24 protein-coding genes and 1 riboswitch are annotated in these 26,136 nt (G+C 64.1%); of the genes, 7 read left to right on the forward strand and 17 right to left on the reverse strand.

The features are described from left to right. Positions 1 to 276: 276 nt before the first annotated feature. Positions 277 to 2,115 (forward strand): DNA mismatch repair endonuclease MutL, encoded by a 1,839-nt coding sequence (gene mutL, locus JWP26_RS20520; protein WP_299732298.1) that lies wholly within the window; start codon positions 277 to 279, stop codon positions 2,113 to 2,115. Positions 2,116 to 2,175: 60 nt separating this feature from the next. Continuing rightward, positions 2,176 to 3,012 carry a GGDEF domain-containing protein gene (locus tag JWP26_RS20525; RefSeq protein WP_299732300.1) on the forward strand — a complete coding sequence of 279 codons (837 nt, stop codon included), beginning with the start codon at positions 2,176 to 2,178 and terminating at the stop codon, positions 3,010 to 3,012. 46 nt (positions 3,013 to 3,058) lie between these two features. On the opposite strand, the gene edd is transcribed toward JWP26_RS20525, so the two are convergent. From edd to JWP26_RS20545, 4 genes are read right to left on the reverse strand one after another with little or no spacing between them, the layout of a single operon-like run. After that, positions 3,059 to 4,873 carry a phosphogluconate dehydratase gene (gene edd / locus JWP26_RS20530; RefSeq protein ID WP_299732302.1) on the reverse strand — a complete coding sequence of 605 codons (1,815 nt, stop codon included), beginning with the start codon at positions 4,871 to 4,873 and terminating at the stop codon, positions 3,059 to 3,061. Positions 4,874 to 4,933: 60 nt separating this feature from the next. Continuing rightward, a complete protein-coding gene (pgl, locus tag JWP26_RS20535; RefSeq protein WP_299732304.1) occupies positions 4,934 to 5,629 on the reverse strand; it encodes a 6-phosphogluconolactonase in 696 nt (231 codons plus the stop codon). Then, a complete protein-coding gene (zwf, locus tag JWP26_RS20540; protein ID WP_299732306.1) occupies positions 5,629 to 7,110 on the reverse strand; it encodes a glucose-6-phosphate dehydrogenase in 1,482 nt (493 codons plus the stop codon). The genes pgl and zwf overlap by 1 nt, the downstream gene beginning before the upstream one ends. Positions 7,111 to 7,137: 27 nt before the next feature. After that, positions 7,138 to 8,010, reverse strand: coding sequence for a BadF/BadG/BcrA/BcrD ATPase family protein (locus tag JWP26_RS20545; protein WP_299732308.1), 873 nt, complete (start codon positions 8,008 to 8,010; stop codon positions 7,138 to 7,140). A 218-nt stretch (positions 8,011 to 8,228) separates the two neighbouring features. Between JWP26_RS20545 and cobU the strand changes: the two genes are divergently transcribed. Further along, on the forward strand, positions 8,229 to 8,783 hold the full coding sequence (gene cobU, locus JWP26_RS20550; RefSeq protein ID WP_299732310.1) for a bifunctional adenosylcobinamide kinase/adenosylcobinamide-phosphate guanylyltransferase: 555 nt from the start codon (positions 8,229 to 8,231) through the stop codon (positions 8,781 to 8,783). Here the strand turns inward: cobU and cbiB are convergent. From cbiB to cobA, 4 genes are read right to left on the reverse strand one after another with little or no spacing between them, the layout of a single operon-like run. Further along, on the reverse strand, positions 8,780 to 9,748 hold the full coding sequence (cbiB, locus tag JWP26_RS20555; RefSeq protein ID WP_299732313.1) for an adenosylcobinamide-phosphate synthase CbiB: 969 nt from the start codon (positions 9,746 to 9,748) through the stop codon (positions 8,780 to 8,782). The genes cobU and cbiB overlap by 4 nt on opposite strands. Beyond that, the gene (locus tag JWP26_RS20560; RefSeq protein ID WP_299732316.1) at positions 9,748 to 11,211 is read right to left on the reverse strand and encodes a cobyric acid synthase; all 1,464 of its coding nucleotides are present in this window, start codon (positions 11,209 to 11,211) and stop codon (positions 9,748 to 9,750) included. Before JWP26_RS20560 ends, cbiB begins: the two co-directional genes overlap by 1 nt. Further along, positions 11,208 to 12,497 carry a cobyrinate a,c-diamide synthase gene (locus tag JWP26_RS20565; protein ID WP_299732318.1) on the reverse strand — a complete coding sequence of 430 codons (1,290 nt, stop codon included), beginning with the start codon at positions 12,495 to 12,497 and terminating at the stop codon, positions 11,208 to 11,210. Before JWP26_RS20565 ends, JWP26_RS20560 begins: the two co-directional genes overlap by 4 nt. Further along, positions 12,484 to 13,320, reverse strand: a complete 837-nt coding sequence (cobA, locus tag JWP26_RS20570) for a uroporphyrinogen-III C-methyltransferase (RefSeq protein ID WP_299732321.1) — start codon at positions 13,318 to 13,320, stop codon at positions 12,484 to 12,486. The genes JWP26_RS20565 and cobA overlap by 14 nt, the downstream gene beginning before the upstream one ends. Positions 13,321 to 13,397: 77 nt before the next feature. Between cobA and JWP26_RS20575 the strand changes: the two genes are divergently transcribed. Further along, positions 13,398 to 14,141, forward strand: coding sequence for a cobalt-precorrin-6A reductase (locus JWP26_RS20575; protein WP_299732324.1), 744 nt, complete (start codon positions 13,398 to 13,400; stop codon positions 14,139 to 14,141). Here the strand turns inward: JWP26_RS20575 and JWP26_RS20580 are convergent. Next, positions 14,060 to 14,572 carry a cobalamin biosynthesis protein gene (locus JWP26_RS20580; protein WP_299732327.1) on the reverse strand — a complete coding sequence of 171 codons (513 nt, stop codon included), beginning with the start codon at positions 14,570 to 14,572 and terminating at the stop codon, positions 14,060 to 14,062. The genes JWP26_RS20575 and JWP26_RS20580 overlap by 82 nt on opposite strands. A gap of 305 nt (positions 14,573 to 14,877) precedes the next feature. Here JWP26_RS20580 and JWP26_RS20585 point away from each other — a divergent pair, with 305 nt between their 5' ends. Together JWP26_RS20585 and JWP26_RS20590 are read left to right on the forward strand one after the other, a co-directional pair. Then, entirely contained in the window at positions 14,878 to 15,774 is an 897-nt protein-coding gene (locus JWP26_RS20585) for a cation diffusion facilitator family transporter (RefSeq protein ID WP_299732463.1), read from the forward strand. Between the two features lie 48 nt (positions 15,775 to 15,822). After that, positions 15,823 to 16,302 (forward strand): hypothetical protein, encoded by a 480-nt coding sequence (locus JWP26_RS20590; RefSeq protein ID WP_299732330.1) that lies wholly within the window; start codon positions 15,823 to 15,825, stop codon positions 16,300 to 16,302. Here JWP26_RS20590 and cobO read toward each other — a convergent pair. The 7 genes from cobO to JWP26_RS20625 form a co-directional block, all read right to left on the reverse strand. Next, a complete protein-coding gene (gene cobO, locus JWP26_RS20595) occupies positions 16,299 to 16,940 on the reverse strand; it encodes a cob(I)yrinic acid a,c-diamide adenosyltransferase (protein WP_299732333.1) in 642 nt (213 codons plus the stop codon). The two genes, JWP26_RS20590 and cobO, sit on opposite strands and share 4 nt — an antisense overlap. Continuing rightward, complete coding sequence (gene cobN, locus JWP26_RS20600; protein ID WP_299732336.1) at positions 16,937 to 20,848, reverse strand: cobaltochelatase subunit CobN; 3,912 nt, start codon at positions 20,846 to 20,848, stop codon at positions 16,937 to 16,939. Before cobN ends, cobO begins: the two co-directional genes overlap by 4 nt. After that, the gene (locus JWP26_RS20605) at positions 20,848 to 21,354 is read right to left on the reverse strand and encodes an endonuclease domain-containing protein (protein WP_299732339.1); all 507 of its coding nucleotides are present in this window, start codon (positions 21,352 to 21,354) and stop codon (positions 20,848 to 20,850) included. Before JWP26_RS20605 ends, cobN begins: the two co-directional genes overlap by 1 nt. A 76-nt stretch (positions 21,355 to 21,430) precedes the next feature. Continuing rightward, the gene (gene cobW / locus JWP26_RS20610) at positions 21,431 to 22,486 is read right to left on the reverse strand and encodes a cobalamin biosynthesis protein CobW (RefSeq protein WP_299732342.1); all 1,056 of its coding nucleotides are present in this window, start codon (positions 22,484 to 22,486) and stop codon (positions 21,431 to 21,433) included. Further along, positions 22,483 to 23,238 carry a CbtA family protein gene (locus JWP26_RS20615; RefSeq protein ID WP_299732345.1) on the reverse strand — a complete coding sequence of 252 codons (756 nt, stop codon included), beginning with the start codon at positions 23,236 to 23,238 and terminating at the stop codon, positions 22,483 to 22,485. Before JWP26_RS20615 ends, cobW begins: the two co-directional genes overlap by 4 nt. A gap of 33 nt (positions 23,239 to 23,271) precedes the next feature. Beyond that, positions 23,272 to 23,454 carry a CbtB-domain containing protein gene (locus JWP26_RS20620; protein WP_299732348.1) on the reverse strand — a complete coding sequence of 61 codons (183 nt, stop codon included), beginning with the start codon at positions 23,452 to 23,454 and terminating at the stop codon, positions 23,272 to 23,274. A 39-nt stretch (positions 23,455 to 23,493) separates the two neighbouring features. Further along, positions 23,494 to 23,706, reverse strand: a riboswitch (cobalamin riboswitch). A 43-nt stretch (positions 23,707 to 23,749) separates the two neighbouring features. Further along, the gene (locus JWP26_RS20625; protein WP_299732351.1) at positions 23,750 to 24,361 is read right to left on the reverse strand and encodes a hypothetical protein; all 612 of its coding nucleotides are present in this window, start codon (positions 24,359 to 24,361) and stop codon (positions 23,750 to 23,752) included. 169 nt (positions 24,362 to 24,530) lie between these two features. Here JWP26_RS20625 and JWP26_RS20630 point away from each other — a divergent pair, with 169 nt between their 5' ends. Continuing rightward, positions 24,531 to 24,887: a DMT family protein gene (locus tag JWP26_RS20630; RefSeq protein WP_299732354.1), complete on the forward strand. Its 357-nt coding sequence runs from the start codon at positions 24,531 to 24,533 to the stop codon at positions 24,885 to 24,887. On the opposite strand, the gene JWP26_RS20635 is transcribed toward JWP26_RS20630, so the two are convergent. Continuing rightward, positions 24,868 to 26,082 carry a GTP-binding protein gene (locus JWP26_RS20635; RefSeq protein ID WP_299732357.1) on the reverse strand — a complete coding sequence of 405 codons (1,215 nt, stop codon included), beginning with the start codon at positions 26,080 to 26,082 and terminating at the stop codon, positions 24,868 to 24,870. The two genes, JWP26_RS20630 and JWP26_RS20635, sit on opposite strands and share 20 nt — an antisense overlap. Positions 26,083 to 26,136 lie beyond the last annotated feature (54 nt).

Consider the following 26,136-nt stretch of genomic DNA (forward strand, 5'->3'; position numbering starts at 1 on the left):
GTTTGGTGGGAGGGGAATGCGGTCGCGCGATCCCTGGGCCAGCGCGACGTTCGTCTCCTGAAATAGTGGAGGCCACGTTCGGGCGGCCAGAAACCCCATCGCATGCGGCGAGGCGCTGTCTCGCTTACTAAACACACCATGAGGCACGTCTCGCCGCATGCCGCAGTCTTTCCAAACCGCCCGGTCCACCCGCGCGGCAATTGGCGTTGCGCAAGTGCGCGAACCGGGTCGGAAACCGCGCCGGCATGGCCTATATTGGCCCAAGGAGAATCGCCCTTGCCCATCCGCCAATTGCCCGAAGACCTGATCAACCGCATCGCCGCCGGCGAGGTGGTGGAGCGTCCCGCCAGCGTGGTCAAGGAACTGGTCGAAAATGCCATCGATGCTGGGGCGACCCGCGTGGTCGTCACCACGGCCATGGGCGGCAAAGGGTTGATGCGCATTGAGGACGATGGGCATGGCATGGACCGGGCCGACCTGCTGCTGTCGGTCGAGCGGCACGCCACCTCCAAGCTCAGCGCCGACGATCTCGACGATATCCGCACGCTGGGGTTCCGCGGCGAAGCGCTGGCGTCGATCGGCTCGGTGGCGGAGCTGGGCATTGCCTCGCGCACCAGCGATGCGGAGAGTGGTCTGCGGATCGAGGTTCGCAGCGGGGTGCGGCATGGTCCGGTGCCGCAGGCGATGAACCGGGGCACCATCGTCGAGGTCAAGAACCTGTTCGCCAATATCCCGGCGCGGCTCAAATTTCTCAAGACCGACCGGGCCGAGGCAGGGGCGATTACCGATGTGGTCAAGCGGCTGGCAATGGCCAATCCCGGCGTGCATTTTGTGCTCAATGGCAGCGACCGCAGCCCGGCTAACTGGCCGGCAGTTAGCGGTGCGGGCGCATTGGAAGCGCGGCTGTCGCAGGTGATCGGCGATGATTTCGCCCAGAATTCCGTGCAGTTGGCGACCGCGCGCCATGGCGTGGTGGTGGCGGGGCTGGCAGGATTGCCCACCTACACGCGGGCCAATTCGCTCAGCCAGTTCTACTTCGTCAACGGCCGCTCGGTGCGCGACAAGGTGCTGGTGGGCGCGGTGCGAGCGGCCTATGCGGATTATACGTTCCGCGACCGCTTTCCCGTGATCGCGCTCTATCTCGCGGTCGATCCGGGTGAGGTGGATGTGAACGTGCACCCAGCCAAGGCCGAACTGCGCTTTCGCGATGCCGGCGGGGTGCGCAGCGCCGTGATCCGGGCGGTCGGCGAGGCCCTGGCTGCGGCCGGGTTCAAGGCCTCGACCAGCGTGGCCGACGATGTACTGGGGGCATTCACGGCGCCCGAATATGCGGCTGCGCCTGCGGCGAGCAATCCGTCCACCGCCTATCGCTGGACCGGCCCGACGCCCCCCTCCGCTGGCTATGAGCGCGTCTCAGGAACCGGCAACGCTAACCCGTTCTCCCCCAGCTATAGCGCCCAATCGGACTTGGCAGGCCTGTCGGAACCCAGCGCCCGGGTCGAAATGCCCGACGCGCGTCCCGAACTGATGGAGTTTCCGCTCGGCACGGCGCGGGCGCAGATGTTCGACAATTTCATCATCGCCCAGAACGGCGAAGGCCTGCTGCTGGTCGATCAGCACGCGGCCCATGAACGGCTAGTCTATGAGCGGTTCAAGGCGCAACTCGCCTCCGGCCCGGTCGCCAGCCAGGCGCAGCTCATTCCGGTGATCATCGAATTGCCCGAGGAAGACTGCGCCCGCCTCGAAGAGGCCGCGCCCGAACTCGAACGCTTCGGGCTGTACCTCGAACGCTTTGGCCCCCGCGCCGTCGCGGTGCGCGAAACCCCGGCCCTCTTGGGCCAGACCGATATTTCGGGGCTGGTGCGCGACGTTGCCGATGGCCTAGCCGAATGGGAAACCAGCTCGGCGCTGCAAGACCGCATGGACGCCATCATCGGCCGCATGGCCTGCCACGGATCGGTGCGCTCAGGACGGCGCCTGCGGGTGGATGAGATGAACGCTCTACTGCGGGACATGGAGGCCACGCCGCATTCCGGGCAGTGCATCCATGGGCGGCCCACATATGTGGAGCTCAAGAAGCGGGACATCGAGCGGTTGTTTGGGCGGAGCCGGTAGGCGTGGGTTTCGAAGCCCGGGAGTGGTAATAGACGAATGCCGAATATGCCGGAAAGAACAATGATGTATGTCGACGATGTGATGCTCGTCATCGGGGTGGGGTTGCTGGCCGCGGCACTGCTCACGGTGCGTTCGATCATCCGCCTGCTCAGTGCGTCGAGCACGTTGCGCCGGCAGTGGATCGGGCTGAGTGCGCTGATCGTGTTCTTCATTGTGGGCTATGTGGGGCTGGTCGTTCTTTGGGAAGAACGGGCGCTGGTGGCCAATGAGCTTGTGGCGCTGATCCTGATGGTGGCGGGGGCCTTTACCCTGGTCGTCACACGCCTGTCCTTTGTCACCACCAATGACGTGGTGCGGATCGCCAAGCTCGAACGCGACGCCATCGAGGACCCGCTGACCGGCACCTATAACCGCCGCTATCTCAACAGCAAGCTGATCGAGGAAGTGAGCCGGGCCACAAGGTTGAACCTGCCGCTATCGGCGGTCTTGATCCACCTGGACCATTTCAAACACGTCAACGACACCTATGGGCACGATGTCGGCGACTTGGTGCTCCGGCACGTGTGTTCGCTGATTATTGCTTCGGTTCGGCCCAATGACACTGTCTTTCGCTATGGCGGCGAGGAATTTGTCGTTATCGCGCCCAATTGCGATATTGCCGCGGCGTCCTCCCTTGGAGAGCGGATGCGATTGCGCATTGCGGAGTCAACGTTGAGCCTGCCCGGGGGCCAGGACTTGGCCGTTACGGCGAGCCTGGGGATTTCCTCGCTCTCCCTGACCGGCTCCTCCGAGGCCATGCTGCGCGCCGCCGATCAGGCGCTGTACACGGCCAAGCGAGGCGGCCGAAACCGCACCTGTGCAGCGCCAGCCGATTTGCCCCAAACGCCGGCCGCCTGAGACGAGACCGCCGGGACACACCCGGCGGCCAGTGTGTGCACGGCCTCTACTGGAAAACGCTGGCGCCGCGATCGGCGACACCCACCAGGCTGCGGAACCCGGCGAAGAGTTCGCGGCCCATGCCGTAGTGCTGGGGGCGCAAGTCTTCGGTGGCGGGGGTGCGGGAGAGCAGTTCCTTTTCGTCGCCGAGGAAGGTCAATGTGCCTTCATTGGCGTCGAGGCGGATCATGTCGCCATCGCGCAGCTTGCTGATCGGGCCGCCGTCGACGGCTTCGGGGGTCATGTGGATGGCGGCAGGCACTTTGCCAGAAGCGCCGGACATGCGACCGTCGGTGAGCAGCGCGACCTTGAAGCCGCGGTCCTGCAAGACGCCGAGCGCGGGGGTCAGCTTGTGCAGTTCGGGCATGCCGATGGCGCGGGGGCCGGAGAAGCGGACCACAGCGATCATGTCGCCATTGAGTTCGCCGGCCTTGAACGCCGCCTGCAGGCCTTCCTGTCCGTGGAAGACGCGAGCGGGGGCCTCGATGATGCGGTGCTCGGGCTTGACGGCGGAGACCTTGATGACCGAGCGGCCAAGATTGCCGGAGAGCAGCTTGAGACCACCCGAGGTCTGGAACGGGGTGGCGACCCCGGTCAGAACTTTTGGCAGTGCCGACTCCTTGGGCGAGGCCTCGAAGGTCAGCTTCTCCTCGATCAGCTTGGCTTCGACGGCGTAGCCGGACAGGCCATTGCCCCAGACGGTCTTGACGTCCTCGTGCAAGTGGCCGCTGGCGAGCAGTTCCTGGATCAGGAAGCCCATGCCGCCGGCAGCGTGGAAATGGTTCACGTCGGCGACGCCATTGGGATAAACGCGGGCCAGCAGCGGGGTGGCGTCGCTGAGGTCGCTCATGTCATCCCAGGTGACGTGCAGGCCAGCGGCGGCCGCGATGGCGATCAGGTGCATGGTGTGATTGGTGGAGCCGCCGGTGGCGTGCAGCCCAACGAGGCCGTTGACGATCGACTTCTCATCGATGACGTGACCGACGGGAGTGTAGTCATTGCCCTGCGCGGTCAGCGACAGCGCGCGCTTGGTCGCCTCTTTCGTCAGCGCATCTCGCAGCGGCGTGCCGGGATTGACGAAGCTGGCGCCCGGCAGATGCAGGCCCATGATTTCCATCAGCATCTGATTGGAATTGGCGGTGCCGTAGAAGGTGCAGGTGCCGGCTGAGTGGTAGGATTTGGATTCGGCTTCGAGCAGTTCGGCGCGGCCGACCTTGCCCTCCATATAGAGCTGGCGGATCTTGCTTTTTTCGTCGTTCGGCATGCCCGAGGGCATCGGGCCGGCGGGCACGAAGACGGCGGGGAGATGGCCGAAGGTCAGCGCACCGATCAACAGGCCGGGCACGATCTTGTCGCAGATGCCGAGGTAAACGGCGGCGTCGAACATGTTGTGGCTGAGCGAAATCGCCGTCGCCATGGCGATGACGTCGCGGCTGAACAGGCTGAGGTCCATGCCCGGCATGCCCTGGGTCACGCCATCGCACATGGCCGGCACGCCGCCGGCAACCTGGGCCGTGGCGCCGATGGCGCGAGCGGCTTCCTTGATGATATCGGGATAGAATTGGTACGGCTGATGGGCGCTTAGCATGTCGTTATAGGACGTGACGATGCCCAGATTCAGCGTCTTGCTGCCGGCCAAAGCGGCCTTTTCGGAGGGCGAGCAGGCAGCAAAAGCGTGGGCGAGATTGCCGCAGCTCAGCGTCGAGCGGTAGACGCCAGCTTCCTTGGCGGCGTCGAGGCGATTGAGGTAGTCGCGACGGCTGTCACGGCTGCGGGCGGCAATACGATCGGTGACATCCTGGATGGCTTGGCGAACAGACATTTTAGCTCCTTGGTGGAGCCTTAAGTGGCCGAAGCGGTCGATTGGGGACCGCGACGGGGACTACGGGCACCAGTAGACGGTTACAGTCTGGCCGGAGCGCAAGACGGCACGGATGGGCATGGCCTCTGTGGGGCCTTCACTCAATGCCGTGTCGAGAACGACGGCCTTTTCTTCCCCTTCGATGTGAAGGTAGAGCCCATCCGTGTTCAACAGATACGGAAGGGTAAGGGTGATGCGCGACTCGCCGGCGCCGGGGGCGTGGATGGCGAGTGCGGGACCGGGGGCGGACAAAGCTTCAGTGAGCGTGTCGCCGCCGGGAAAGAACGAAGCCGTGTGGCCGTCGCTGCCCATGCCGAGAATGACCGCGGCAAACGGGCGTGGCAGGTTGGCGAGCGAGGCATTTGTCTTGGCGACCAGCTCGGGCGTCGGCTCGTCGCCGCCCGAATAGAGGGGCAGGAATCGCGCGATCGCCGCCGGACCCTGCAGCATGCGCTCATTGACCAAAAGGGCATTGGAGCGGTTGCTCATCTCATCGACCCAGCGCTCATCGACGAGCGTGACGATGACCTTGGACCAGTCGATATCCTTGGTCTTGCCCAGCGCCTGGAAGAACCGGCCGGGCGTCGAACCACCGCTGACGGCGATGGACGCCGTGCCGCGCTCCGCGATGGCCGTACGAATACGGTCGGCAACCGACTCGGCCAATTCCTTGGCCAGGGTCGGCTTATCGGCAAAGCTGCGGCGTTCGATAGTCATCAGTTTTCGCCTTCATACCAAGTGCGGCCGTCGCGCTCGATCAGGGCGATCGAGCCGGTCGGGCCCCAGGTGCCAGCCGTATAGGACTGGGTCGGCTCGGAGGAATTGTCCCAGGCTTCGCGGATCGGATCGACCCACTTCCAGGCCGCTTCCAGCTCGTCGCGTCGCATGAACAGGGTCTGGTTGCCGCGGATCACGTCGAGCAGCAGGCGCTCATAGGCTTCGGGCGTGCGTTCGCTGAAGGTCTGGGCAAAGCTCAGGTTCAGCGGCACTTCGCGCAAGCGCATGCCGCCCGGCCCCGGATCCTTGATCATCATCATCATCTTGACGCCCTCATCGGGCTGCAGGCGGATGATCAGCTTGTTAGCCTTGGGCGCGCCTTCGGCATGATCGAAAATCGAATGCGGAATGGAGCGGAACTGGATGCAGATTTCCGAAACGCGGCTAGCCATGCGCTTGCCGGTACGCAGGTAGAAGGGCACGCCGGCCCAACGCCAGTTTTCGATTTCGGCCTTGAGGGCAACGAAAGTCTCGGTGCGGCTGCCCTTTTTGGCTTCGGGCAATTCATCCTGATAGCCGGCGACCGAAGTGGTCTCGGACTTCACGCCACGGTACTGGCCGCGCACGGTCATGCGGGCGACGTCGCCATTGACGATGGGCTTTAGCGAGCGCAACACCTTGAGCTTTTCGTCGCGCAGGGCATTGGCATCGTCGGAAGCTGGCGGCTCCATGGCGACGAGGCACAGCAGCTGCAACATGTGGTTCTGGATCATGTCGCGCAGAGCGCCAGATTCGTCGTAATAGCCGCGCAGGCCGGCGCCGACCGACTCGGCCACCGTTAGTTGCACATGGTCGATATGGGCCGAATTCCAGATCGGCTCGAACAGCGTGTTGGCGAAACGCAGCGCCAGCAAGTTCTGCACCGTCTCTTTGCCGAGATAGTGGTCGATGCGATAGACCTGATCTTCCTTGAAGATTTTTGAGACGCCATCGTTGATTTCCATCGACGAAGCGAGATCGTGGCCCAGCGGCTTTTCGATCACCACGCGAGCGTCGCGGCGGTAATACTTTTTCTTGGACAGATATTCGGCGATGGGCTCGAACAGGTCAGGCGCGACAGCGAGGTAAAACGCGCGGACGATCTTGGGATCATCGCGCAGGGCCTTGCCCAGATCGGTCCACTTGGTCGGGTCGCTGACGTCGTTGGCCACGTAGGAGAATATCGTGACGAAGCGATCGATGACCGCGGCGTCCTGATATTCCTTTTCCACGAATTCGGTGACCGCGTCGCGGGCCAGCTTCTGGAAATCGGCGTCGCTGAGCTTGGAGCGCGACATGCCGATAATGTGCGACTGCTCGTCGAACTGACCGTCCTTGAAGCGATGATACAGCGCCGGAATAAGCTTGCGCTTGGTCAAGTCGCCAGTGGCGCCGAACACCACATAATCGAAAGGCTGGACCGGAATGATACGGCTGGACACGAGGCTAAGTCCTTCTTTAGGCAGTCTTTAAGCAAAATTCTGTTTGGCGAGGATGACAGCGCCATGCAGCGGTTCGTAGAGCGGCAAGGCGACGAAATCGCCATAACGCTGCTGCAATAGCGGGAACAGGCGCTGGCCGAAGCCACCGACGATGGCCATGACCTTGGCGTCGCGCGCCTTGAACCAGTTGGCATAGTTGTCGATGTAGCTGAATTGCAAATCCATCAACTGGCGAGCGATCGGGTCGCCCTTTTCGAAATAGTCGATGAACATCGGCATCAGGGCGCCGTAGTCGGCAGGATTGCGCTCGTCCTTGAACGACCAATCCATGATGGCGTCGTTGTCGCCCATCTGCGCGACAACGGCCTTGGTCAGGTCAGAGCCCGGCACCAAGCCGTCTTCGGCCTCCACGGTAATCCGCACCAGTTCGCGGCCCAAAATGGCGCCTGACATCTGGTCGCCCACAGGAAAGCCCCAGCCACCGAGCTGGTAGCGCTGGCCACCCACAATGGCGAGACCGGCCGAGCCGGTGCCCACAATGATAACGGCGCCGTCGCCGCCGCCAAGCGCGCCCGCATGGGCAATATCGATATCGTCGTAGACCTTGACGGCGGCGAACGGCCAGGGCCGCGCCTCGAATTCGTCGCGCGCGGAAATCAGGCGAGCACCGGCCATGCCGAAACACGCATAGGTATTGGCCATTTGCCCGGCATCGAGACCGGCTTGGGCGAACACTTCCTTGGTACCCATCGAGATCGCCTGATAGGCTGGATTGCCATCGTCGATCTGCAGGTTCGAGCGGCCATTCCTGACCTCGGCAAGGGTGTTCAGGTTCTCGTCGGCCAAGCGGATGCGGCAATTGGTGCCGCCACCGTCAACGCCAAGATAGTATCTGGGCACGCGGGCGCCTCCGTCTCTATGCCAACAGTGTATTGGGTCGGTTCGGCGCGGACCATAATGCGAAAGATGCTAAGACGAAAGTACAATAAGCTGCTGTTCCGCGCGACCGAAGCGACAGTTTCGCATAGCTTGTCTACGGGCAGCGGCGGGCAGACGCAACCGGCTGGCGGCTCACGCTTTTAATCATCAAGACCGTTGCGGGACGGAAGGGGTTGAGCATGACACGACATCTGCTGGTGCTGGGCGGCGCACGATCGGGCAAAACGGCTTTTGCCGAGCGTTTGGCAATGCATGAAGGGCAAAAGCCGGCCTATCTGGCGACGGCAACTGCCTTGGACGGCGAAATGCGCGAACGAGTCGAAAGCCACCAGCGCGGCCGGGCTGGGCGATTCGCCACCATTGAGGAGCCGCTGGCACTATCGGACGCCATCATCGCGGCCGCCAAGCAGCACGATGTGATTCTGGTCGACTGCCTGACGCTGTGGATCACCAACATGCTGATGGCGGGCGAGGAGGTGGCGGGGGCGGTCGAGCAATTGGCCGAAACGCTGGTGCAGGTGCGCCAGACCAAGATCGTGCTGGTCAGCAATGAGGTAGGCCTGGGTATCGTGCCGGATAATGCGATGGCGCGCACGTTTCGCGATCTGGCGGGGTCGGCGCATCAGCGACTGGCCGAGATTTGCGACGATGTGTATTTTGTCGTCGCGGGATTGCCGATGGTGCTCAAGGGCGAGGCACCGAGCATGGACACGCCACGGATCTACGAGGCCTAGAAGCGGGCCGAAAACAACAGCAAGGCCACGGCGGTGCTGACGAACAGCGTCACGTTCAGGGTCGAGCGATAAAGCTGGAGAGCGCGTAAAATGTCGCTGCCGACGAGGTCGCGCTTGCCGGTGCCGAAGGCGGGGAGATCGACCATTTCGCCGGCATAGCTACGCGGGCCGCCGAGGGTGAAATCCAAGGCGCCGGCGAAGGCGGCTTCGGGCCAGCCGGAATTGGGCGAGGCGTGTTTGCGGGCATCGCGGCGGGTGGTGTTCCAGGCTTTGCTGGGGCTGGCATAGGGCGTGAAAAAGCAGGCGACGGTGATCAGTACGGCGGTCAGGCGGGCGGGGATCCAGTTGGCCACATCGTCCAGCTTGGCGGCGGCCCAGCCGTAGTCGCGATAGCGGTCGTTGCGGTGACCGATCATCGAATCGGCGGTGTTGATGGCCTTGTAGAGCGCGATGCCGGGCAGGCCGAGCAGGACCAGCCAGAATAGCGGAGCGATAACACCGTCGGAGGTGCTTTCGGCCAAGGTTTCGATGGCGGCGCGGGAGACGCCGGCTTCATCGAGCGCTTGGGGATCGCGGCCGACGATGTGGCTGACCGCCTCGCGGCCGGCGGCGAGCGAGGTGCGCATGGCCTCGGCGACGGCATTGACGGCGCGGCCGAGTTCCTTTTGAGCGAGGAATGGGGTGGCGAGCAGGATTTCGATAGTCCAGCCACCGGGGATGGCGCGGAAAGCCTGCTGGACGAGGACAGAGGCGACGAGGGTCACAGCCAGCAGCATGGCGAGATTGACGATGCCGGCGGTGCGGCGTTCATCAGCGGTGCGATAGGGGCGGTTCGAGCGTTGCTCGAGGTAGTCGATCAGCCAGCCGAACCACATCACTGGGTGGCCGATGACCACGATCAATCGGGCGGGGTAGCCGAAGATGCGCTCGACCAACAGGGCGAGCGGTGGGATGAGAAGTTGCATCAGGCGGTCCGGACCGGTTGGGCGAGCGCTAGCAGCGCATCGAGATCAAGATGAGATTCGAGGTGGGCGGCAAGGGCATCGAGTGTCGCGTCCACGCCGGCTTCGTAGTTGAGACCCGCAGTGGCGGCATTGCCGAGGAAGGCGCGACGGAAATCGTCGGCGGTGAAGAGGCCGTGTAGATAGGTGCCGGAAACGCGGCCATCGGGGCTTATGGCGCCTTCGGGCGTGGCGTCGACATACGCGAAGGGCGTCGCGCAGTCTGGGCCTCGGGTGACGCCCATATGCATGTGGTAGCCGGCGATGGGCAGGCCGGTATGGGCATCGGTGGCGTGCTCGACGCGGAGTTGTTTGAGCGGGGTCAGGGTGGTGTCGAGTTCGAGCAGTCCGAGGCCGGGGCTGGTACCGGGGGCCCCTTCTATGCCGTCGGGGTCAGCAATGGTTTGGCCCAGCATTTGATAGCCGCCGCAGATGCCCAGCACCCTGCCCCCGGCGCGGTGATGGGCCAAGATGTCGATGTCCCAGCCATTGTGGCGAAGGGCGGCGAGGTCTGCGCGGGTGGCTTTGGAGCCGGGGAGAATGATGAGATTGGCGTCGCGCGGCAGGGGGTGGCCGGGTTCGACGATGACGACGGAGACGCCGGGCTCGGCGCGGAGGGGATCGAGATCGTCGAAATTAGCGATGCGTGGCAGGCGGGGGACGGCGATGACGTATTGACCGGTGACGGAGCGCTGGGGGGTATCGAGGGCCATGACGTCTTCGGCCGGGAGCCGGTGAGCATCGGCGAAATAGGGGATGGGGCCGAGACAGGGCACGCCGGTGCGCTCGGCGATGAAGACCTTGCCGGCGTCGAACAGAGTTGGATCGCCCTGGAATTTGTTGATCAGCGTGGCGACGATGAGGGCGGCGTCGGCGGGGTCGATGACCGCGAAGGTGCCCACGAGCGAGGCAATGACGCCGCCGCGCTGGATATCGCCGATGACGATGACCGGGACGTTTGCCGCCTGGGCGAAGCCGAAATTAGCGATGTCATTGGCGCGCAGATTGACCTCGGAGGCGCTGCCGGCGCCTTCAACGAGGATCAGATCGGCATCGGCGGCCAGTTCAGCATAAGCAGCGAGCACTTCAGGGAGCAGGACCGAGCGGCGGGCGAAGTAATCGCGGGCGGACATAGAGGTACGACGCTGGCCGCGCACGACGAGTTGGGCGCCGGTTTCCTGTTCGGGCTTGAGCAGGACGGGGTTCATCGCGGTCAGCGGCGGGCGCTTGGCGGCGCGGGCTTGCAGGGCCTGGGCGCGGCCGATTTCACCGCCGTCCTCGGTCACGGCCGCATTGTTGGACATGTTCTGCGGCTTGAACGGCGCGACGCGGAGGCCACGATTGGCGAAGGCTCGGCAGAGGCCGGCGACGAGCAGCGATTTGCCGACATCGGAGCCGGTGCCCATGAACATCAGGGCGCGAGTCATGCGGCGTCCACCACATGGGCGTAGGAGCCCATGACCCGGCCGATGGCGGCGCCCATGGGCGGCAGTGGAGCGCCGGTGGCGTCGGTGGCTTCGAATAGCGGCGGCAGGCGCGACTGCTTGACCGAGGAATAGTGGAATTCGTGGCCGTTAAGGCGGGTCGGCCACGGGAGCGCGGACTGGGTGAGGCGGCGATAGCCGAGGGTGCGCTTGGGGCGATCGATCTGGGTGATGACCGGCAGCAGGCCGGCCATTTCGTGCGGCATGCCCGCCTTATCGACCAGCACTTCGCCCAGCACCATGAAGCCACCGCACTCGCCATAGATCAGCACGTCGCGGTCGCGGGCGGCGAGCAGGCCGGTCTTGAATGTTTGGGCGGCAGCGAGTGTTGCCCCGTGCAATTCGGGATAGCCGCCGGGCAAGAAAATGGCATCGGCATCGGCGGCGGGCGCTTCATTGGCGAGGGGGGAGAAGAAAGTGAGTTCGGCCCCCTGCCCGCGCCAGCCGTCGAGCAGGTGGGGATAAAGAAAGGCAAAGGCCGCGTCGTGGGCGATGGCGATGCGCTGGCCAAGTGGCGGGAGAGGGGCCGGATTATCTTGGGTTTCGGCGATGGGCGTGGCGAGGGACTGCAGGCGATCGAGATCGATGTAATCGCTGATGGCTTGGGCGGCGGCGGCGAGGAACGGCTCGAAACTATCGATGTCGCCGGGGAGGACGAGGCCAAGATGGCGTTCAGGGATGACGAGCGCTGGGTCTCGTGGAATAGTGCCGAGGCAGGGAATGCCCGTGGGTGCCAGGGCGTCGACCAGCATACGCTCATGTTTGGTGGAGGCGACGCGGTTGAGGATAACCCCGGCGACGCGGACACCGACGCGCCAATTGGCGAAGCCGGCGACGAGCGGGGCGACGGATTGGCTCTGTTTGTCGGCATCGACCACCAGAATCACGGGTAGCTCGAGCAGTTCGGCGAGGTCTGCGGTCGAGCCGGTGCCATCGGCGGAGGCGTCGAACAGGCCCATGACACCTTCGACGATCAGGAGGGATTTGCCGGCCTGCTGCGCGGCGAGGTGTTTCAGGCGGTGGGGAGACATCGACCACGGGTCGAGATTGACCGCGTCGCGACCGGCGGCGCGGCCGAGAAAGGCCGGATCGATATAGTCGGGTCCGGTCTTGGCTGGTGCGACGGCAACGCCGCGCTGGCGTAGGGCGGCGAGCAGGCCGAGGGTGATGACGGTTTTGCCGGAGCCGGAGCGCGGCGCAGCGATAACGAGGCCTTTAGCCAAACCCATGCTCACGCGCCTTACTGACATACCAATCCAGCGAGGATCGATAGCGGCTCACGGGGCCGAGGACAATGATGGCGGGGGTGGGAACGTCATGCAGAAGGTGCGCCTGGGCCAAGGTGGTCTCGATGACCGACTGGTTTGGCGTGGCGGCGTTGGAGATGATGGCGAGGCGATCGGCGCCGTCGCGGCCGGCGGCCAGCAACTTGTCGGCCATGGAGCCGAGATGCTTGACCGCCATGAACATGACAATGACCGGGGCCGCCTGGGCGACGGCGGGCCAATCCACCGCTTGTGGCACCGCCCCGCTATCATCGTGGCCGGTGAGGAACAGCACGGCCTGATTGGTGTCACGGTGGGTAATGGGAATGCCCGCATAGGCCAGTCCGCCGAGGCCCGAGGAAATGCCAGGGACAATGCGGAATGGAATGCCGGCGGCCGCCAGCGTCCCAGCCTCCTCCCCGCCCCGGCCGAACATGAAGGGATCGCCGCCCTTGAGGCGGAGCACGCGCTTGCCGGCACGAGCCAGATCGATCAGTTGCAACGAGATATCGGCCTGCTTGGGCGAGGGCTTGCCGCCGCGCTTGCCTGCGAAGACGAGTTGAGCGCCGGGACGGGCCATGGTCAGCAGTGCTCGGGACACCAGCGCGTCGTGGACAACGACATCGGCCTGCCCCAAGGCGTAATAGCCCAACAGCGTCATCAGCCCGGGGCCACCAGGGCCGGCGCCGACGAGCCAGACCGAGCCCGGCGTAAAGGGCGGAAAGTCGGCACTGTCCAGCGCGGCGAAATGACCGGGGCGGCGGCGGGGCTTGATCCAATCGAACATTATCGCACCGGACAATCTTGCGACGTCGCCCGAGCGCGGGCACAGTTGTCGGGTGGAGCGAGGAGAGCGGGCGGCCAATGAAAATCCTGATTCTGGGCGGAACGGCGGAAGCGCGCGAACTGGCCGACCGGCTGGTTGCCAAGGGGCACGATGTCATGTCGTCGCTGGCGGGCCGCACCAGTGATCCGAAGCTGCCGGAGGGCGATATCCGCATGGGCAAATTCGGCGGTATTCCGGGGCTTTGTGCCTATATGCGCGCCGTGGGCACCGAGCGCCTGGTCGATGCGACCCATCCTTATGCGGGGCTGATTTCGATCAATGCGGTGACGGCCGCGAAAGTCACCGGCGTTCCGCTGGTGCGGTTCATGCGCCCGTCCTGGGAGCAGCGCGAGGGCGATGATTGGCTGACGCTGCAAACCGTGGCCGAGGCAGCGGCGGCCCTGCCCCCCAATGCCGATGTGTTGCTGACCACCGGCCATATGGGGCTGGAGGCTTTTATGACGCGCGATGACTGCCAGTTCGTGGTGCGGCTGATCGAGCCGCCAGCGTTCGAGCTGCCCCGGCATGCCAGCGTGCTGCTGTCGCGACCGCCCTATGATGTGGTCGGTGAATTGCGGCTGATGGAGCGCGAGGGGATTACTCATCTGGTCACCAAGAATTCGGGCGGTGGGCAGACGGCGGCCAAGCTGGAGGCTGCCCGGCGCCTGGGGGTCAAGGTGCTCATGATCGCGCGGCCCGCCTATGGCCCGGCATTGGAGGTCAGCGACCTCGATGCGGCCATGCTGGCGGTGGAAGCGGGCGTATTGCCGGGAGCCGTCTGACCGAAGCTGGCAAGATCGAAATCGGGGCCCGTGGCGGCCAGCGCGCAGGTGGCGTGGGCGGATTTCAGCTTGGGCGTGAGCAACGTGCCGGCGCGAAGGGCTGCGGCTTCGGCGACGCTGGAGGCGCCGACCAGGGCCTGGATTTTGGTGGAAACGCTGGCGCATGAGGCCGTTAGCGCGCCAGCGCTGAAGGTTTTGAGGGGGACGCCGAAATAGGCGGCTGCGGCCAGCAGGCCGGGCTCGACGGACTTGCGATCCAGCGAGGCGAGCGCGATCAGCAGTGATGGCGATTGGCCGGCGGCGGCAAAAGCGGCTTCGATCAGCGCGATGATTTCGGCGGCCGCGGCGCCCCGGCGGCAGCCAATGCCGGCGACGATGGCGCGCGTTGTGGCGGCACCGAAAGGTGATGCCGAGGGGGCAGGCTTGGCCATGATCGCCTCTTTGAACGCAAGAGGCAGGTTCGCAAAAGACCGGAGCAGCTCCGGACTTGGTCCCCGATTTGGGTCGACCGCACCGGACTCTGTTTCAGTTCCTTGAGGGAACGCTGCAATTGGTTTGGTTCTAAGCCGGGCAAACCGTGTGGTCAATCAAAGGCTTGCCCGGACGCAGCCAGTTCGGAATGCTTCTGAAAATGATTTGCAAATACAATGACTTGCGCGAACGGACGGGGAGAGTTATGCCCCAGTCGTGGCGGGTCGCATAAACTCGCCGGGGTCAGCGGGGCAGTATTTTGGCAATTGCAGCGGCAAACAAGACGGTGACGATCGCCGCACTGAGCCTGTTGGTGGGGCTGGTGGTGCTCGGGCTCAAATTGCTGGCCTGGTGGACCACCGGATCGGTCGCGCTCTATTCGGACGCGCTGGAATCGATCGTCAATGTGGTGACCGCCGTGGTGGCGCTGATCGCGGTGCGGCTGGCGCAGAAGCCGGCCGACGCCGCCCTGCCCTATGGCTATCACAAGGCCGAATATTTCTCCGCGGTGATCGTGGGCGTCATGATCATCGTGGCGGCAATCCTGATCATCCGCGAGGCGGTGCTCGGCTTTTTCGACCCGCATGTATTGATGGCGCCGGCGCAGGGGCTGGCCATCAGTTTGGGCGCGACGGCAATCAACGTCGTCTGGGCGTTCGTGCTGATCCGCTATGGCCGCAAGGTCCGCTCGCCGGCGCTGGAGGCCGATGGCAAGCATTTGCTGACCGACGTGGTCTCGACCGTCGGTGTGCTGATCGGGCTAGTGCTGGTGTTTTTGACCGGCTGGGCCGTGCTCGACCCGGTCCTGGCTGGCCTCGTGGCGCTCAACATCCTGTGGTCGGGCTGGAGCGTTATGCGCGACAGCGTTGGCGGGCTGATGGACGCGGCAACGCCGCCAGACCGGCTCAAGCGCATTCGCGAGATCATAGCCGGCAATGCCGATGGCGCCATTGAGGCGCATGATATTCGCACGCGACAGGCCGGATCGCTGACCTTCATCGATTTCCACCTGGTGGTGCCGGGCGCGATGAGCGTGGATGCAGCCCATGCGATCTGCGACAATATCGAAGCCAAGCTGCATGAGGCGGTCGAAGACATTCAGATCACCATCCATGTCGAGCCCGAGAACAAGGCCAAGCATGCCGGAATCGTGGTGCTCTGAACGATGTTTTGACTTGCTGGGCTCGGGCGGCGCAGGCAAATTTGGCGTATGCGCACACTGATTTTCGCCCTGCTGATTGCCCTGATTGCGGCCCCTGCTTCGGCCCAGGATTGGGGCCACTACGACAACTCTCGCTATGGCTATAGTGTCGAGATACCACCGGAATATCTGGGCCAGGGCGAAAGCGGCAATGACGATGGGCAAGAATTTCAGCGGGTTCGAGGCGCGCAGCGGCTGACGATCTGGGGCGGCCTGCTCGGCACCGTCAATGAGGCCTTCGAGGCCGAAGTCAAATGGCGGATGGCGCAGGAAGAGGCCGGCGCCTGGCATGTGACTTATCAGGCCACGACGCCGGAATGGGCCAGCTTTTCCGCCATCAAGGGCTTTCGCATTCTCTACCAGCGCATGATCATGCTGTGTGATCGGCAGAGTTTTGCCGCGTTCAGCCTGGAATACTCGGTGCGAGACTCGGCCGCCATGGACCCGGTGGTCGACAAGCTGGTGGGCTCGTTGCGAGGCGCCTGCTAAAACTCAATGCCCGCCTGGGCTTTCACTCCGGCGCGGAAATGGTGCTTGATCTCGGTCATTTCGGTGACGAGGTCGGCGATTTCGATCAGTTCATCCTTGGCGTTGCGGCCGGTGACGATGACGTGGGTATTGTGCGGCTTCTGCCTGAGGAAAGTGACGACTTCCTCGATCGGCAGATAATCATAGCGCAGGCAGATGTTTAGCTCATCGAGCAGGACCAGCTTGTAGGTGGAGTCCATGATCAGCGTCTTGGCCTGTTCCCAGGCGGCGCGGGCGGCGGTGAGATCGCGCTGGCGATCCTGGGTTTCCCAGGTGAAGCCCTCACCCATGGCGTTGATGGTCACCAGATCGGGGAATTTCAGCAGCACGTCGCGCTCGCCGGTGTCCCAGGCACCTTTGACGAACTGGACGACGCCGACCTTGAAGCCGTGGCCGATGGCACGAAACACCATGCCGAAGGCGGCGGTGGATTTGCCCTTGCCCTTGCCGGTATGGACGATGAGCAGGCCCTTTTCGTCGGTCTTGGTGGAGAGGATTTTGTCGCGCGCATCCTTCTTTTTGCGCATCTTTTCAGCGTGATAGGCATCGCGCTCGGCTTCGCTCATCAGGTCGGTTTTCTTTGGCGCGCGATCGATCATGGGGTGTCCTCCAGATAAGCGTAGGCGGAATTGGAGCGTGGGGTCCAGAGGCCACGGCTGCGGGCCTCGTTGAATTTGGCGATCAGCTCGTCATAGCCGAAGCGGTTGTTTTGCTTGATGAAATCGCGCGTGGCGTCGTCCTCGACGAAGGCTTCGAAGGCCAGATCGAAATGGTGGGTTTTGACCGCGCCGGTGGTGGCGGCGAAGGCGAACATGAAATCGAGCGTGGCAATGATCTCGAACGCGCCCTTGTAGCCGTGGCGCTTGACGCCGGTGAGCCACTTTGGATTAACCACCCGGGAGCGCATGACGAAGGAGATTTCCTCCTCCAGCGTCTTGATGAGCGGGCGTTCGTGGCGGGAGTGATCGTTGTGATAGCCTAAGGGCTTGGTGCCGCTGAGCATTTCGGAGGCGGCGACGAGGCCGCCCTCGAACTGGTAGTAGTTGTCGCTGTCGAGCAGGTCGTGTTCGCGATTGTCCTGGTTGTGGATGACGGCATCGAGGTCGGACAAGCGGGCGGCGAAGCGGGCGCGTTCGGGGACGCCGGCGGCCTGGGCGCCGTAGGCGTATTGGCCCCAATCGAGCGCGCGATTGGCGAGATCGGCCTTTGTTGTCCACGTGCCTGAGTCGATCAGGGCGGACAGGCCGGCGCCGTAAGTGCCTGGTTTGGAACCGAAAATACGGTGACCGGCGGCAAGGGCAGCGTCGCGCTCGGAGTTACCCTCGGCCATGAGGCCCAGCGCGTCGGTGCGCATGCGGGCGGCGATGGGGTTGTCGTCGGTGGGTTCATCCAGCGCGCCGATGGCGCGGATGGCGCGGTCGAACAGGGCCATCTGGGCGGGGAAGGCGTCGCGGAAGAAGCCGGAAATGCGCAGCGTAACATCGACGCGGGGGCGGTCGAGTTTTGGCAGGGGGATGATTTCGTAGCCGGAGACGCGGAGGGAGGATGGATCCCAAGTGGGGCGGGCACCGATCAGGGCCAGGGCCTGGGCAATATCGTCGCCGCCGGTGCGCATATTGGCCGTGCCCCAGACCGAGAGGGCGACGGATTTGAGGTAGACGCCGTGGTCCTGAAAGTGGCGGAGAACCAGGCTTTCGGCGGATTTTCTGCCGAGTTCCCAAGCGGTTGGTGTGGGAATGGCGCGGTTGTCGACGGAGTAGAAATTGCGACCGGTGGGGAGGACATCGAGCCGGCCGCGTGAGGGAGCGCCAGAGGGGCCGGGGGCGATGAACTTGCCGTCGAGGCCATCGAGGAGCGCCTGCATTTCGGCCGGGCCGGAGGCGGCAAGGCGGGGGCGGATGATGTCGGTGACGGTGGTGAGGACGGACTGGGTGGCGGTCCAGGATGGGTGGGGGGCCAATCCTGAGACGAGGTCGGCGGCGAGCAGTTCGAGAGCCTCGACGACATCGCCGATGGTGCGAAGATGAACCAGCTTGCTGGATTTCTTGCTGGCATCCGCCGCGGTTTGGTCATCGCGATGAACGGAAAATAACGGGAGTTGCGGACCGGTCCAGGGATCGCTCAATTTGGCGGTCAGGGGATCGAAGCCGAGCTTGAGATCATCGGCCAGGGCGCGGATGAGGGAGGCGTCCTTACCCCCGTTATCCCCGCGCGGGACGCGAGCCAGGGCGACGGTGAGGTCGCGTTCGAGATCGCCGGTCGGCGATCGGCCGAAGATGTGGAGGCCGTCGCGGATTTGGGCCTCCTTCAGATCGCAGAGGAAGTTGTCAATCTTGATCAGGGCGGCGGTTTCGTCTTCGGGAAGGCCGATGTCGCGATCGAGGCGGGCGTCACGGGTGAAATCGAGAATGCGGCGGCGCAAATCGGCGAGGCGGCGGCGATCCATGCCGGAGGCGGCGTAATATTCGTCGAGCAGGGCTTCGAGGTCCTTGAGGGGGCCGTAGGTTTCAGCCCGGGTCAGCGGGGGGACCAGGTGATCGATGATGACAGCGCCGGTGCGGCGCTTGGCCTGGGTGCCCTCACCGGGGTCGTTGACGATGAACGGGTAGAGGTGCGGAAGCTGGCCCCAGAGAGCGTCGGAATAGCTGGCGTCGTCGAGCGCTGTGGCCTTGCCGGGGAGCCATTCGAGGGTGCCGTGCTTGCCGTTGTGGATCAGGGCGTGGGCGCCGAAGTCGTGGCGCAGCCAAAGATAGGCGGCGATGTAGGCGTGAGGTGGGGCCAGGGCGGGGTCGTGATAGCTGGTGGTTTCGTCGAGGTGATAGCCACGGGCGGGCTGGAGCAGGATGGCGACGTTGCCGAAGATGAGAGCGGGGAGATGGAAGGTATTTTCGCGGATGAAAAGGTCGGTTGAGGGGTCGCCCCAACGTTCCGACACCTCGGATTGGATTTTGATCGGCAGGGCCGAGAAGAGCTCGCGATAGCGGGTGAGGCTGATTGTGGCTGAGGAAAAGCCGCGCAGGGGCTCTGCATTGGTGGGGCCGGATTGTAGGCGCTCTATCAAAGCATTGCCGGACGAAGGGAAGGCCCCCTCACCCGACGGCTGCGCCGTCGACCTCTCCCCGGAGGGGCGAGGTGAAGCAAGGTCATAGCCCGCGGCCTCGAGAGCCTTCAGCATCTCGACGGTCGATTGCGGGGCGTCGTAACCGACGCCGTTGGCGAGACGGCCGTCGTGGATGGGGTAGTTGGCGAGAACGAGGGCGATTTTGCGGTCGGCGCGCGGCGTGGCGCGGAGGCGGGACCAGTTGGAGGCGAGGGTAACGGCGCGGGTGATGCCGGAATGGTCTGGGGTGTACGCGGTGAGCGGGACCTTGCAGCGGTCGTGCCAGACGGCGTCGGCTTTGTGGCCGACGATGAGGCCGGCGAGGCGACCATCGAGTTCGGGCATGACGAGGAACATGGCCATATCCTTGGAGGAGAGGCCTTGAGGGTCGGCACGCCACTGCCCCTCGGAGCGGCCTGACTGGATCAGTTGGATGACGGGGGCGTCGGTGGTGGAGAAGGGATTGGATTTTTCGTCGAGGCTGTCGAGGCCGAGGGCAAAGCCGGTGAGGTTGAAAATGGCGGATGGGGGGAAGGCAGTCAGTGCGTTCTGGACGAAACGGACGCAGGGGGCCTCCTTGAGGGAGGAGACGAGGATGGGGACTGGGGCGAGGTGTTGGCGCTCCAGTTCGGCGATGAGGGCCTCGATGGTGGCGGTGCCGGCGCCTTCGAGGGCGGCGCGGTAGAAGAGGATGGTAATGTGGGGGCGGTCGGTGCCGATGTTGGTGCGCAGGCCGGCTTCGTCGGTCATGCCGAGGGCGGGGTGCCAGAGGCCGAAGCGGGCGAAGGGCATGGGGTTGAGCTCGGACAGAGAAGCCCCCTCACCGGGCCTCCGCTGCGCTCGGCGACCCTCTCCCCGATGGGGAGAGGAATCTAGAGAGTTCAGCGCTTCCCCGTTCCTCTCCTCGGAGGGGCTAGGTGAAGAAGGGGCGGCGAGCAGCTTGAACGCTTGCAGGAGGGTATCGGCGTTTTCGGGGCCGCCAGCGATCAGGAGGGAATGCAGGCGCTGCCAGTCGTCGGGGTGGATGGTGGAGCGCGATTGCAGGATGGGATCGGGGTTGGCGTCGCCGGGGAGGAGAACGAGGGGGATTTTGTGATTGGCGCAGAGGGCGGTGAGTTCGTCGACGCCGTATTGGAAATAGGCCACGCCGCCGATGAGGCGGAGGACGACGAGGCGGGCGTGGGCGACGGTCTGGTCGAGCCAGAGATCGACGGAGAGGTTGTGCGACAGGCGCAAGGTGTTGGCGAGGCGCAGTTCGGTTTCGCCAGCGCGGTCGGCGGCGGCAGCGAGCATGGCCAGTTCGCTATCGGCGGCGGAGGCGAAGACCAGCGCGCCGGGGGACTGTGCGAGATCGATGGCCTCGCCCTCTTGCTGGATAGCGCCGGCCTGGGCGGAGAGGAGGTGCATCAGGAAACGCTCCGCGAAGATTTGACTTGTCGAGAGTTCCCCCCACCCTGGCCCTCCCCTCCGGGGGGAGGGGAGGATGGGACCGAGGGACCGGTGTTTTGGAGTGGAGCGGATTCCCCTCCCCCTTGAGGGGAGGGGTTAGGGGTGGGGGGAAGCCGGGGCGGGAGTGGAGACTTCCTCATGAGGACGTCGTGCAGCATGATGCCGATACCATCGAGATTGGTCATGACGTCGTCATTGGTGACGCGAATGACCTGATAGCCGGCAGCAACAAGCATGGCGTCGCGAACCTCGTCACGCGCTATGGCCTCGTCGGTGAAGTGAGTGTCGCCATCGACCTCGATGGCAAGCTTGGCGTGATGACAGGCGAAGTCGAGGATATAGGGGCCCAGAGGGACCTGGCGACGGACATGAAAACCCAAGGGACGGAGCTCGCGGAGAAGTTGCCAGAGGCGACGCTCGGGCTCGGGTGGGTTATTGCGGAGAGTGCGGGCGCGGCCGGGCATGTGGGGGGCTCCACTCGGGTGGAGAGTTCCCCCCACCCTAGCCCCTCCCCTCAAGGGGGAGGGGCATCAGATCGCTTCAAGCCGCGATCTTGACGGCGGTTTGCAGGCTGGCGGTGATGGCGGCATGGTCGAGGGGGCTTTCGCCGATCACTACCAGCGCGGTTTCACGAACTTCGCCGTCCTTCCAGGGGCGGTCGAAATAGGTGGTGAGGCGGGGGCCGACGGCCTGGATGGCGAGGCGGGCACTGGCGCCGGGGATGGCGGCGAAGCCCTTGAGGCGCAGTACGTCGTGGGAGCGGATGGTAGTTTCGATGGCGGCGAGGAGTTCGTCCTTGCCCAGGATCGAGGGGAAGCGCAGCGAGAACGAGTCGAAATCGTCGTGCTCGTGGGCCTCGCCGCCATGTTCCAGCTCGTGGTGGCTGGGGCGGTTGGCGATGTCGGATTCCGAACCGAGGCCGAGCCCCAAGAGAGCGCCGATATCGACGTGGCCATTATGGGCGTGGATCAGGCCGGTGCCGGGGCGCATTTCGGCGCGGAGGCTCGCCTCGACCTTAGCGAGGGTGGCGGCGTCGACAAGGTCGGTCTTGTTGAGGATGACCAGATCGGCGGCCGAGAGCTGGTCTTCGAACAGTTCGCCCAAGGGCGTTTCGTGGTCGAGCATCTCGTCGGACTTGCGGAGGGCATCGATGGCGGCTTCATCACTGGCGAAGCGGCCTTCGGCCAGCGCCGCCGCATCGGCGACGGTGACGATGGCATCGACGGTGACCTGGGCCTTGATTTCGGGCCAGTTGAAGGCGCGGATCAGGGGCTGGGGCAAAGCCAGGCCCGAGGTTTCGATGATGATATGATCGAACTTTTCGGGGCGGGCCAGCAGCGCCTGCATGGTGGGGATAAAATCCTCGGCCACGGTGCAGCAGATGCAGCCATTGCTGAGCTCGATCATGTCCTCTTCGCGGCAGGTATCGTCGCCGCAGCCGGCGAGAATGTCCTTATCGACACCGATATCGCCGAACTCATTGATGATCAGGGCGATACGCTTGCCCTTGGGGGCGTGCGCCAGAAGATGGCGCACGAGGGTTGTTTTGCCGGCGCCGAGAAAGCCGGTGATGACGGTGGTAGGGATCTTGCTCATGCGGGAACACTCCGGGCGGCGGGCGCTTCGGCCCGCGACAGCAGTTCATTGAAGAAGCCGATCAGCGGGCCGACCAGCAGCCAGAACACGGCCGACACGGTAAGGGCCGAGGCGGCGAAGGAGGTGGCCAGATGGGCAGGAACGGCGCTGGCTTCTTCGGGCTGGGGCGGCGCGCCGATGATGTGGGGGATAAGGATCAGCGCGGCGGCGATGGCGATAGCGGCCGAATTGCGCCATTTGGCAACGAGCAGGAACGCGGCTGCGGTGGCAATGGCGGTGCCCCACCACCAGGTTTGGCGGGCAGCGAGATCGGCGGCGGGCATGCCGGGAAGCTCGGGCGGCAGGCCGAAAGCGGGGGCGAGATGGAAGACGATCCAGCCGCAGAGGCCCCAGACCACGCCATTGGCGACGGTGATTTCGATCTTGAAGATGACCGAAGCCGCGACGAGGACGAGGGCAAAGCCGAGGCAGCCCAGGACATCGGCAAGGACGGTATAGGCGGTGCGCTCGATGCCATCCTGGGGGGCCCAGGCGTCTTCGTCATGCTCGTGGGCTTCGGCGGCGACGGGCGCGGTCGTGGCATCGGTGGATGCGGCGGCGTGTTCGTGCGCAGGAGCGGGCTCGGCGTTTTCATAGACTTCGGCGGCCAGGATCAGGGGCGCGACTTTCCATTGCTGGAGCGCGGACATGACAAGGCCTGCTGCGAGCCCGGCAAGGACCGCAGCGAAAAAGATTCGCTGGAACAGTTTCATTTTGTGTCTCTCAAGCCGCTGAGCGGCGGGTGCTTAATGGCAGGGGAAGCCCATGGAATGGCGGGTGTCATGCGCGCCATTGTGCAGGCGCGTGTCACTGGCGAAACCGACGCCGAACAGCAGCGTCATGCCAATGAGAAAGGCCAGGCCCCCGGCGATCAGCCGTTGAGAGATGGTAAGACCGGCAATGCCGGCAGTCTGGGTAGCAGTGGTCAAGGCAACACCCTCCGTGTGCATATGAAAGCATGGGCGTTTTCCGCCCGGATATGTGTTGGCAGGTCTCCTGACTCGCGGTGGATACAGCTCCTCTCGCCTTCCCGGCTTTCGCCAGTGGCATATGAGAAGAGCGCACCGCTTACAGTTGCGGGGGCAGTTCCGGTTTTGGCCCCTGATGGGTAATCCGCACCGTATTCCCTTTTGATCCCCTTGCCGCAGCGGGCGCGGGGAACCAACACATGATGGGTGTACGCCGCGGCGGCAGGGCGGTCAATCCGCCCCGCCGCCTGCCGGCTCATTCGGCGCTGGGGAAGCCGATGCTGACGACGGTGAGGCGGGTATCGAGTTTTTCGAGCAGCGGTTCGTCGGCCGGAATGGAGACTTCGCCCGATACGGCGCTGACGTCCAGATCCTGGGGATATTCCTCGGCCGGAGAGAAGCGCAGCGAGACGAAGCAGCTTGCGTCATCGGCGTTGGCGAGCGTGCCTTGTTCGATCTGGGCATAGCCGCCGTAATCCCACCAGAAGCCGCCGATGTTGAAAGGCTTGCCATTGATAGCGAGGACGTCGGCGACGCTCATGCCGACATGGACGCCATGGGGGCCTTCGACCGAGGCGGGCAGATCGACGAAGCCGAGGCCTTCGCGCGTATCCTCGTTCATCCAGCCGAACACCATGGTCTTGTCCGGATCGTTGGGAAACACCGTGGTGGCCAGCATGTCCATGCCCTCGGCGCCCGGCACCTGGCCGGTGACCACGTTATCGGCACCATAAGTCTTGATCAGCAGGGCCTCGGAACTGTCCGGGCCGAAAACGCCAGTGCAGGAAAACGCGGTTTTGTCCTTGGCCAAAGCCGGAGTGGCAACAAGGCAGGCGCAGAGCAAGGCGAAGGATACACGGGCAAGCATGGCGGATGTCCTTTGTGACGAAAATGATCTTGGCCAGATCATCCCACTATAGCCGACTCAGCCTATGAACGAGTGCTGAAAGGGACTTCACCCAGCAAGTCGAGCTTGCGCGGGAACCGGCGGCCAACATCTGCGTTGACGCGCGATCCTGTTACTGACCGGAGCATTCATGGGCCTCAATTTCGCTACCCTCGCGCCGATCGGGCTACTGATCGCGTCAAACGTGTTCATGACCTTCGCCTGGTATGGGCATTTGAAGTTTCCAGCCATGGCGATGTGGGTGGCGGTGATGAGCAGTTGGGGCATCGCGCTGTTTGAATACTGGCTGGCGGTGCCGGCCAATCGGATCGGCTACGGCGCCTATACCGGGGCGGAGCTCAAGACCATCCAGGAGGTGATTTCGCTGAGCGTATTCGTGATTTTCGCGGTGACGGTGCTGGGCGAACGGCTGACCTGGAACCACGCGGTGGGCTTCGCGCTGATTTTTGGCGGGGCGTTCTTCATTTTCAAGGGGCCGCTGAAGTAGCGCCAACCCAACTCGGGAATGGGTCGGGGAGGCGTGTCCAACTTTCAGGCGTGAAGGTGTTGGCCGGGATCAGGCAGGCATCGAGGTCGCGGCGAATTTCGGCCTCGTCCATCGGGTCGAGCCCGATAAAGACGATCTCCTGGCGGCGATCACCCCACACCGGATCAAGATAGGGTGCCATCGAAGCGCGCCAATCCGCATCGTCGGGCCAGTGCTGGCGCGGAACGGCGGACCACCACAAGCCGCGGCGCTGGGTGCGGACCAGGGCGCCGGCATGGCTGAGTTCGCCCACGTGATGGGGCCGCGTGGCCAGCCAGAAGAAGCCCTTGGCGCGCACCACGCCAGGCCACGCGCGACTGACGAATTTGTTCAACAGCGCCGGATTGAACGGGCGGCGGGCGCGGTAGACGAAAGAGCGGATACCGTATTCCAGCGTTTCCGGCACGTGATCAGTGAAGCCGTTGAGTTCCTTGAACCACAGGGGATTGGCCTCGGCGGCCTCGAGATTGAACAGCCCGGTATCGAGGACCGCCTCGAGGGGAATGACCGAGTGGTCGGTTTCGATGATCCGGGCAACCGGGTTGAGCGCCTTGATAATCTGGACGGCGGTGGCACGGTCGGCAGCGGTGGCGGCTGAGACCTTGTTGAGCACGATGACGTCGGCAAATTCGATCTGGTCGACCAACAGGTCGACCAAGGCGCGTTCGTCGGCTTCGCCCATGGTTTGGCCGCGATCGCGCAGGAAATCGGACGATGCATAATCCTTAAGCAGGTTGGCGCAATCGACCACCGTCACCATGGTATCGAGACGAGTGATGTCGGAGAGCGAGACGCCGTTCTCGTCTCGAAAGTCGAAGGTGGTGGCAACCGGGAGCGGCTCGGAGATGCCGGTGGATTCGATCAGCAAGTAGTCGAACTTGTTGGCGGCGGCGAGTTTGGTGACCTCGACCAGCAGATCATCGCGCAATGTGCAGCAGATGCAACCATTGCTCATTTCCACCAGGGTTTCCTCGGTGCGGCTGAGATTGGCGCCGCCGTCGCGCACCAGAGCCGCATCGATATTGACCTCGCTCATATCGTTAACGATGACCGCCACGCGGCGACCCTCGCGGTTGTTGAGGATGTGATTGAGAAGAGTGGTCTTGCCGGCGCCGAGAAACCCGGAAAGCACGGTGACGGGGAGTTTGTTCGACATGGGACCTCGGAAAATTGGTCGAGCACAAGGAGGTGTAAGGAGCCCAGCCTGCGC

Source organism: Devosia sp. (assembly GCF_028290435.1).
Classification (GTDB): domain Bacteria; phylum Pseudomonadota; class Alphaproteobacteria; order Rhizobiales; family Devosiaceae; genus Devosia.

What these genes read in the sequence shown, in the direction of transcription:
- JWP26_RS20525 (WP_299732300.1), top strand. Translation starts at nt 2,176, where the DNA reads ATGATGTATGTCGACGATGTGATGCTCGTCATCGGGGTGGGGTTGCTG.
- edd (WP_299732302.1), bottom strand. Translation starts at nt 4,873, where the DNA reads ATGTCTGTTCGCCAAGCCATCCAGGATGTCACCGATCGTATTGCCGCC.
- pgl (WP_299732304.1), bottom strand. Translation starts at nt 5,629, where the DNA reads ATGACTATCGAACGCCGCAGCTTTGCCGATAAGCCGACCCTGGCCAAG.
- cobU (WP_299732310.1), top strand. Translation starts at nt 8,229, where the DNA reads ATGACACGACATCTGCTGGTGCTGGGCGGCGCACGATCGGGCAAAACG.
- cbiB (WP_299732313.1), bottom strand. Translation starts at nt 9,748, where the DNA reads ATGCAACTTCTCATCCCACCGCTCGCCCTGTTGGTCGAGCGCATCTTC.
- JWP26_RS20560 (WP_299732316.1), bottom strand. Translation starts at nt 11,211, where the DNA reads ATGACTCGCGCCCTGATGTTCATGGGCACCGGCTCCGATGTCGGCAAA.
- JWP26_RS20565 (WP_299732318.1), bottom strand. Translation starts at nt 12,497, where the DNA reads ATGGGTTTGGCTAAAGGCCTCGTTATCGCTGCGCCGCGCTCCGGCTCC.
- cobA (WP_299732321.1), bottom strand. Translation starts at nt 13,320, where the DNA reads ATGTTCGATTGGATCAAGCCCCGCCGCCGCCCCGGTCATTTCGCCGCG.
- JWP26_RS20575 (WP_299732324.1), top strand. Translation starts at nt 13,398, where the DNA reads ATGAAAATCCTGATTCTGGGCGGAACGGCGGAAGCGCGCGAACTGGCC.
- JWP26_RS20580 (WP_299732327.1), bottom strand. Translation starts at nt 14,572, where the DNA reads ATGGCCAAGCCTGCCCCCTCGGCATCACCTTTCGGTGCCGCCACAACG.
- JWP26_RS20590 (WP_299732330.1), top strand. Translation starts at nt 15,823, where the DNA reads ATGCGCACACTGATTTTCGCCCTGCTGATTGCCCTGATTGCGGCCCCT.
- cobO (WP_299732333.1), bottom strand. Translation starts at nt 16,940, where the DNA reads ATGATCGATCGCGCGCCAAAGAAAACCGACCTGATGAGCGAAGCCGAG.
- cobN (WP_299732336.1), bottom strand. Translation starts at nt 20,848, where the DNA reads ATGCACCTCCTCTCCGCCCAGGCCGGCGCTATCCAGCAAGAGGGCGAG.
- JWP26_RS20605 (WP_299732339.1), bottom strand. Translation starts at nt 21,354, where the DNA reads ATGCCCGGCCGCGCCCGCACTCTCCGCAATAACCCACCCGAGCCCGAG.
- cobW (WP_299732342.1), bottom strand. Translation starts at nt 22,486, where the DNA reads ATGAGCAAGATCCCTACCACCGTCATCACCGGCTTTCTCGGCGCCGGC.
- JWP26_RS20615 (WP_299732345.1), bottom strand. Translation starts at nt 23,238, where the DNA reads ATGAAACTGTTCCAGCGAATCTTTTTCGCTGCGGTCCTTGCCGGGCTC.
- JWP26_RS20625 (WP_299732351.1), bottom strand. Translation starts at nt 24,361, where the DNA reads ATGCTTGCCCGTGTATCCTTCGCCTTGCTCTGCGCCTGCCTTGTTGCC.
- JWP26_RS20630 (WP_299732354.1), top strand. Translation starts at nt 24,531, where the DNA reads ATGGGCCTCAATTTCGCTACCCTCGCGCCGATCGGGCTACTGATCGCG.
- JWP26_RS20635 (WP_299732357.1), bottom strand. Translation starts at nt 26,082, where the DNA reads ATGTCGAACAAACTCCCCGTCACCGTGCTTTCCGGGTTTCTCGGCGCC.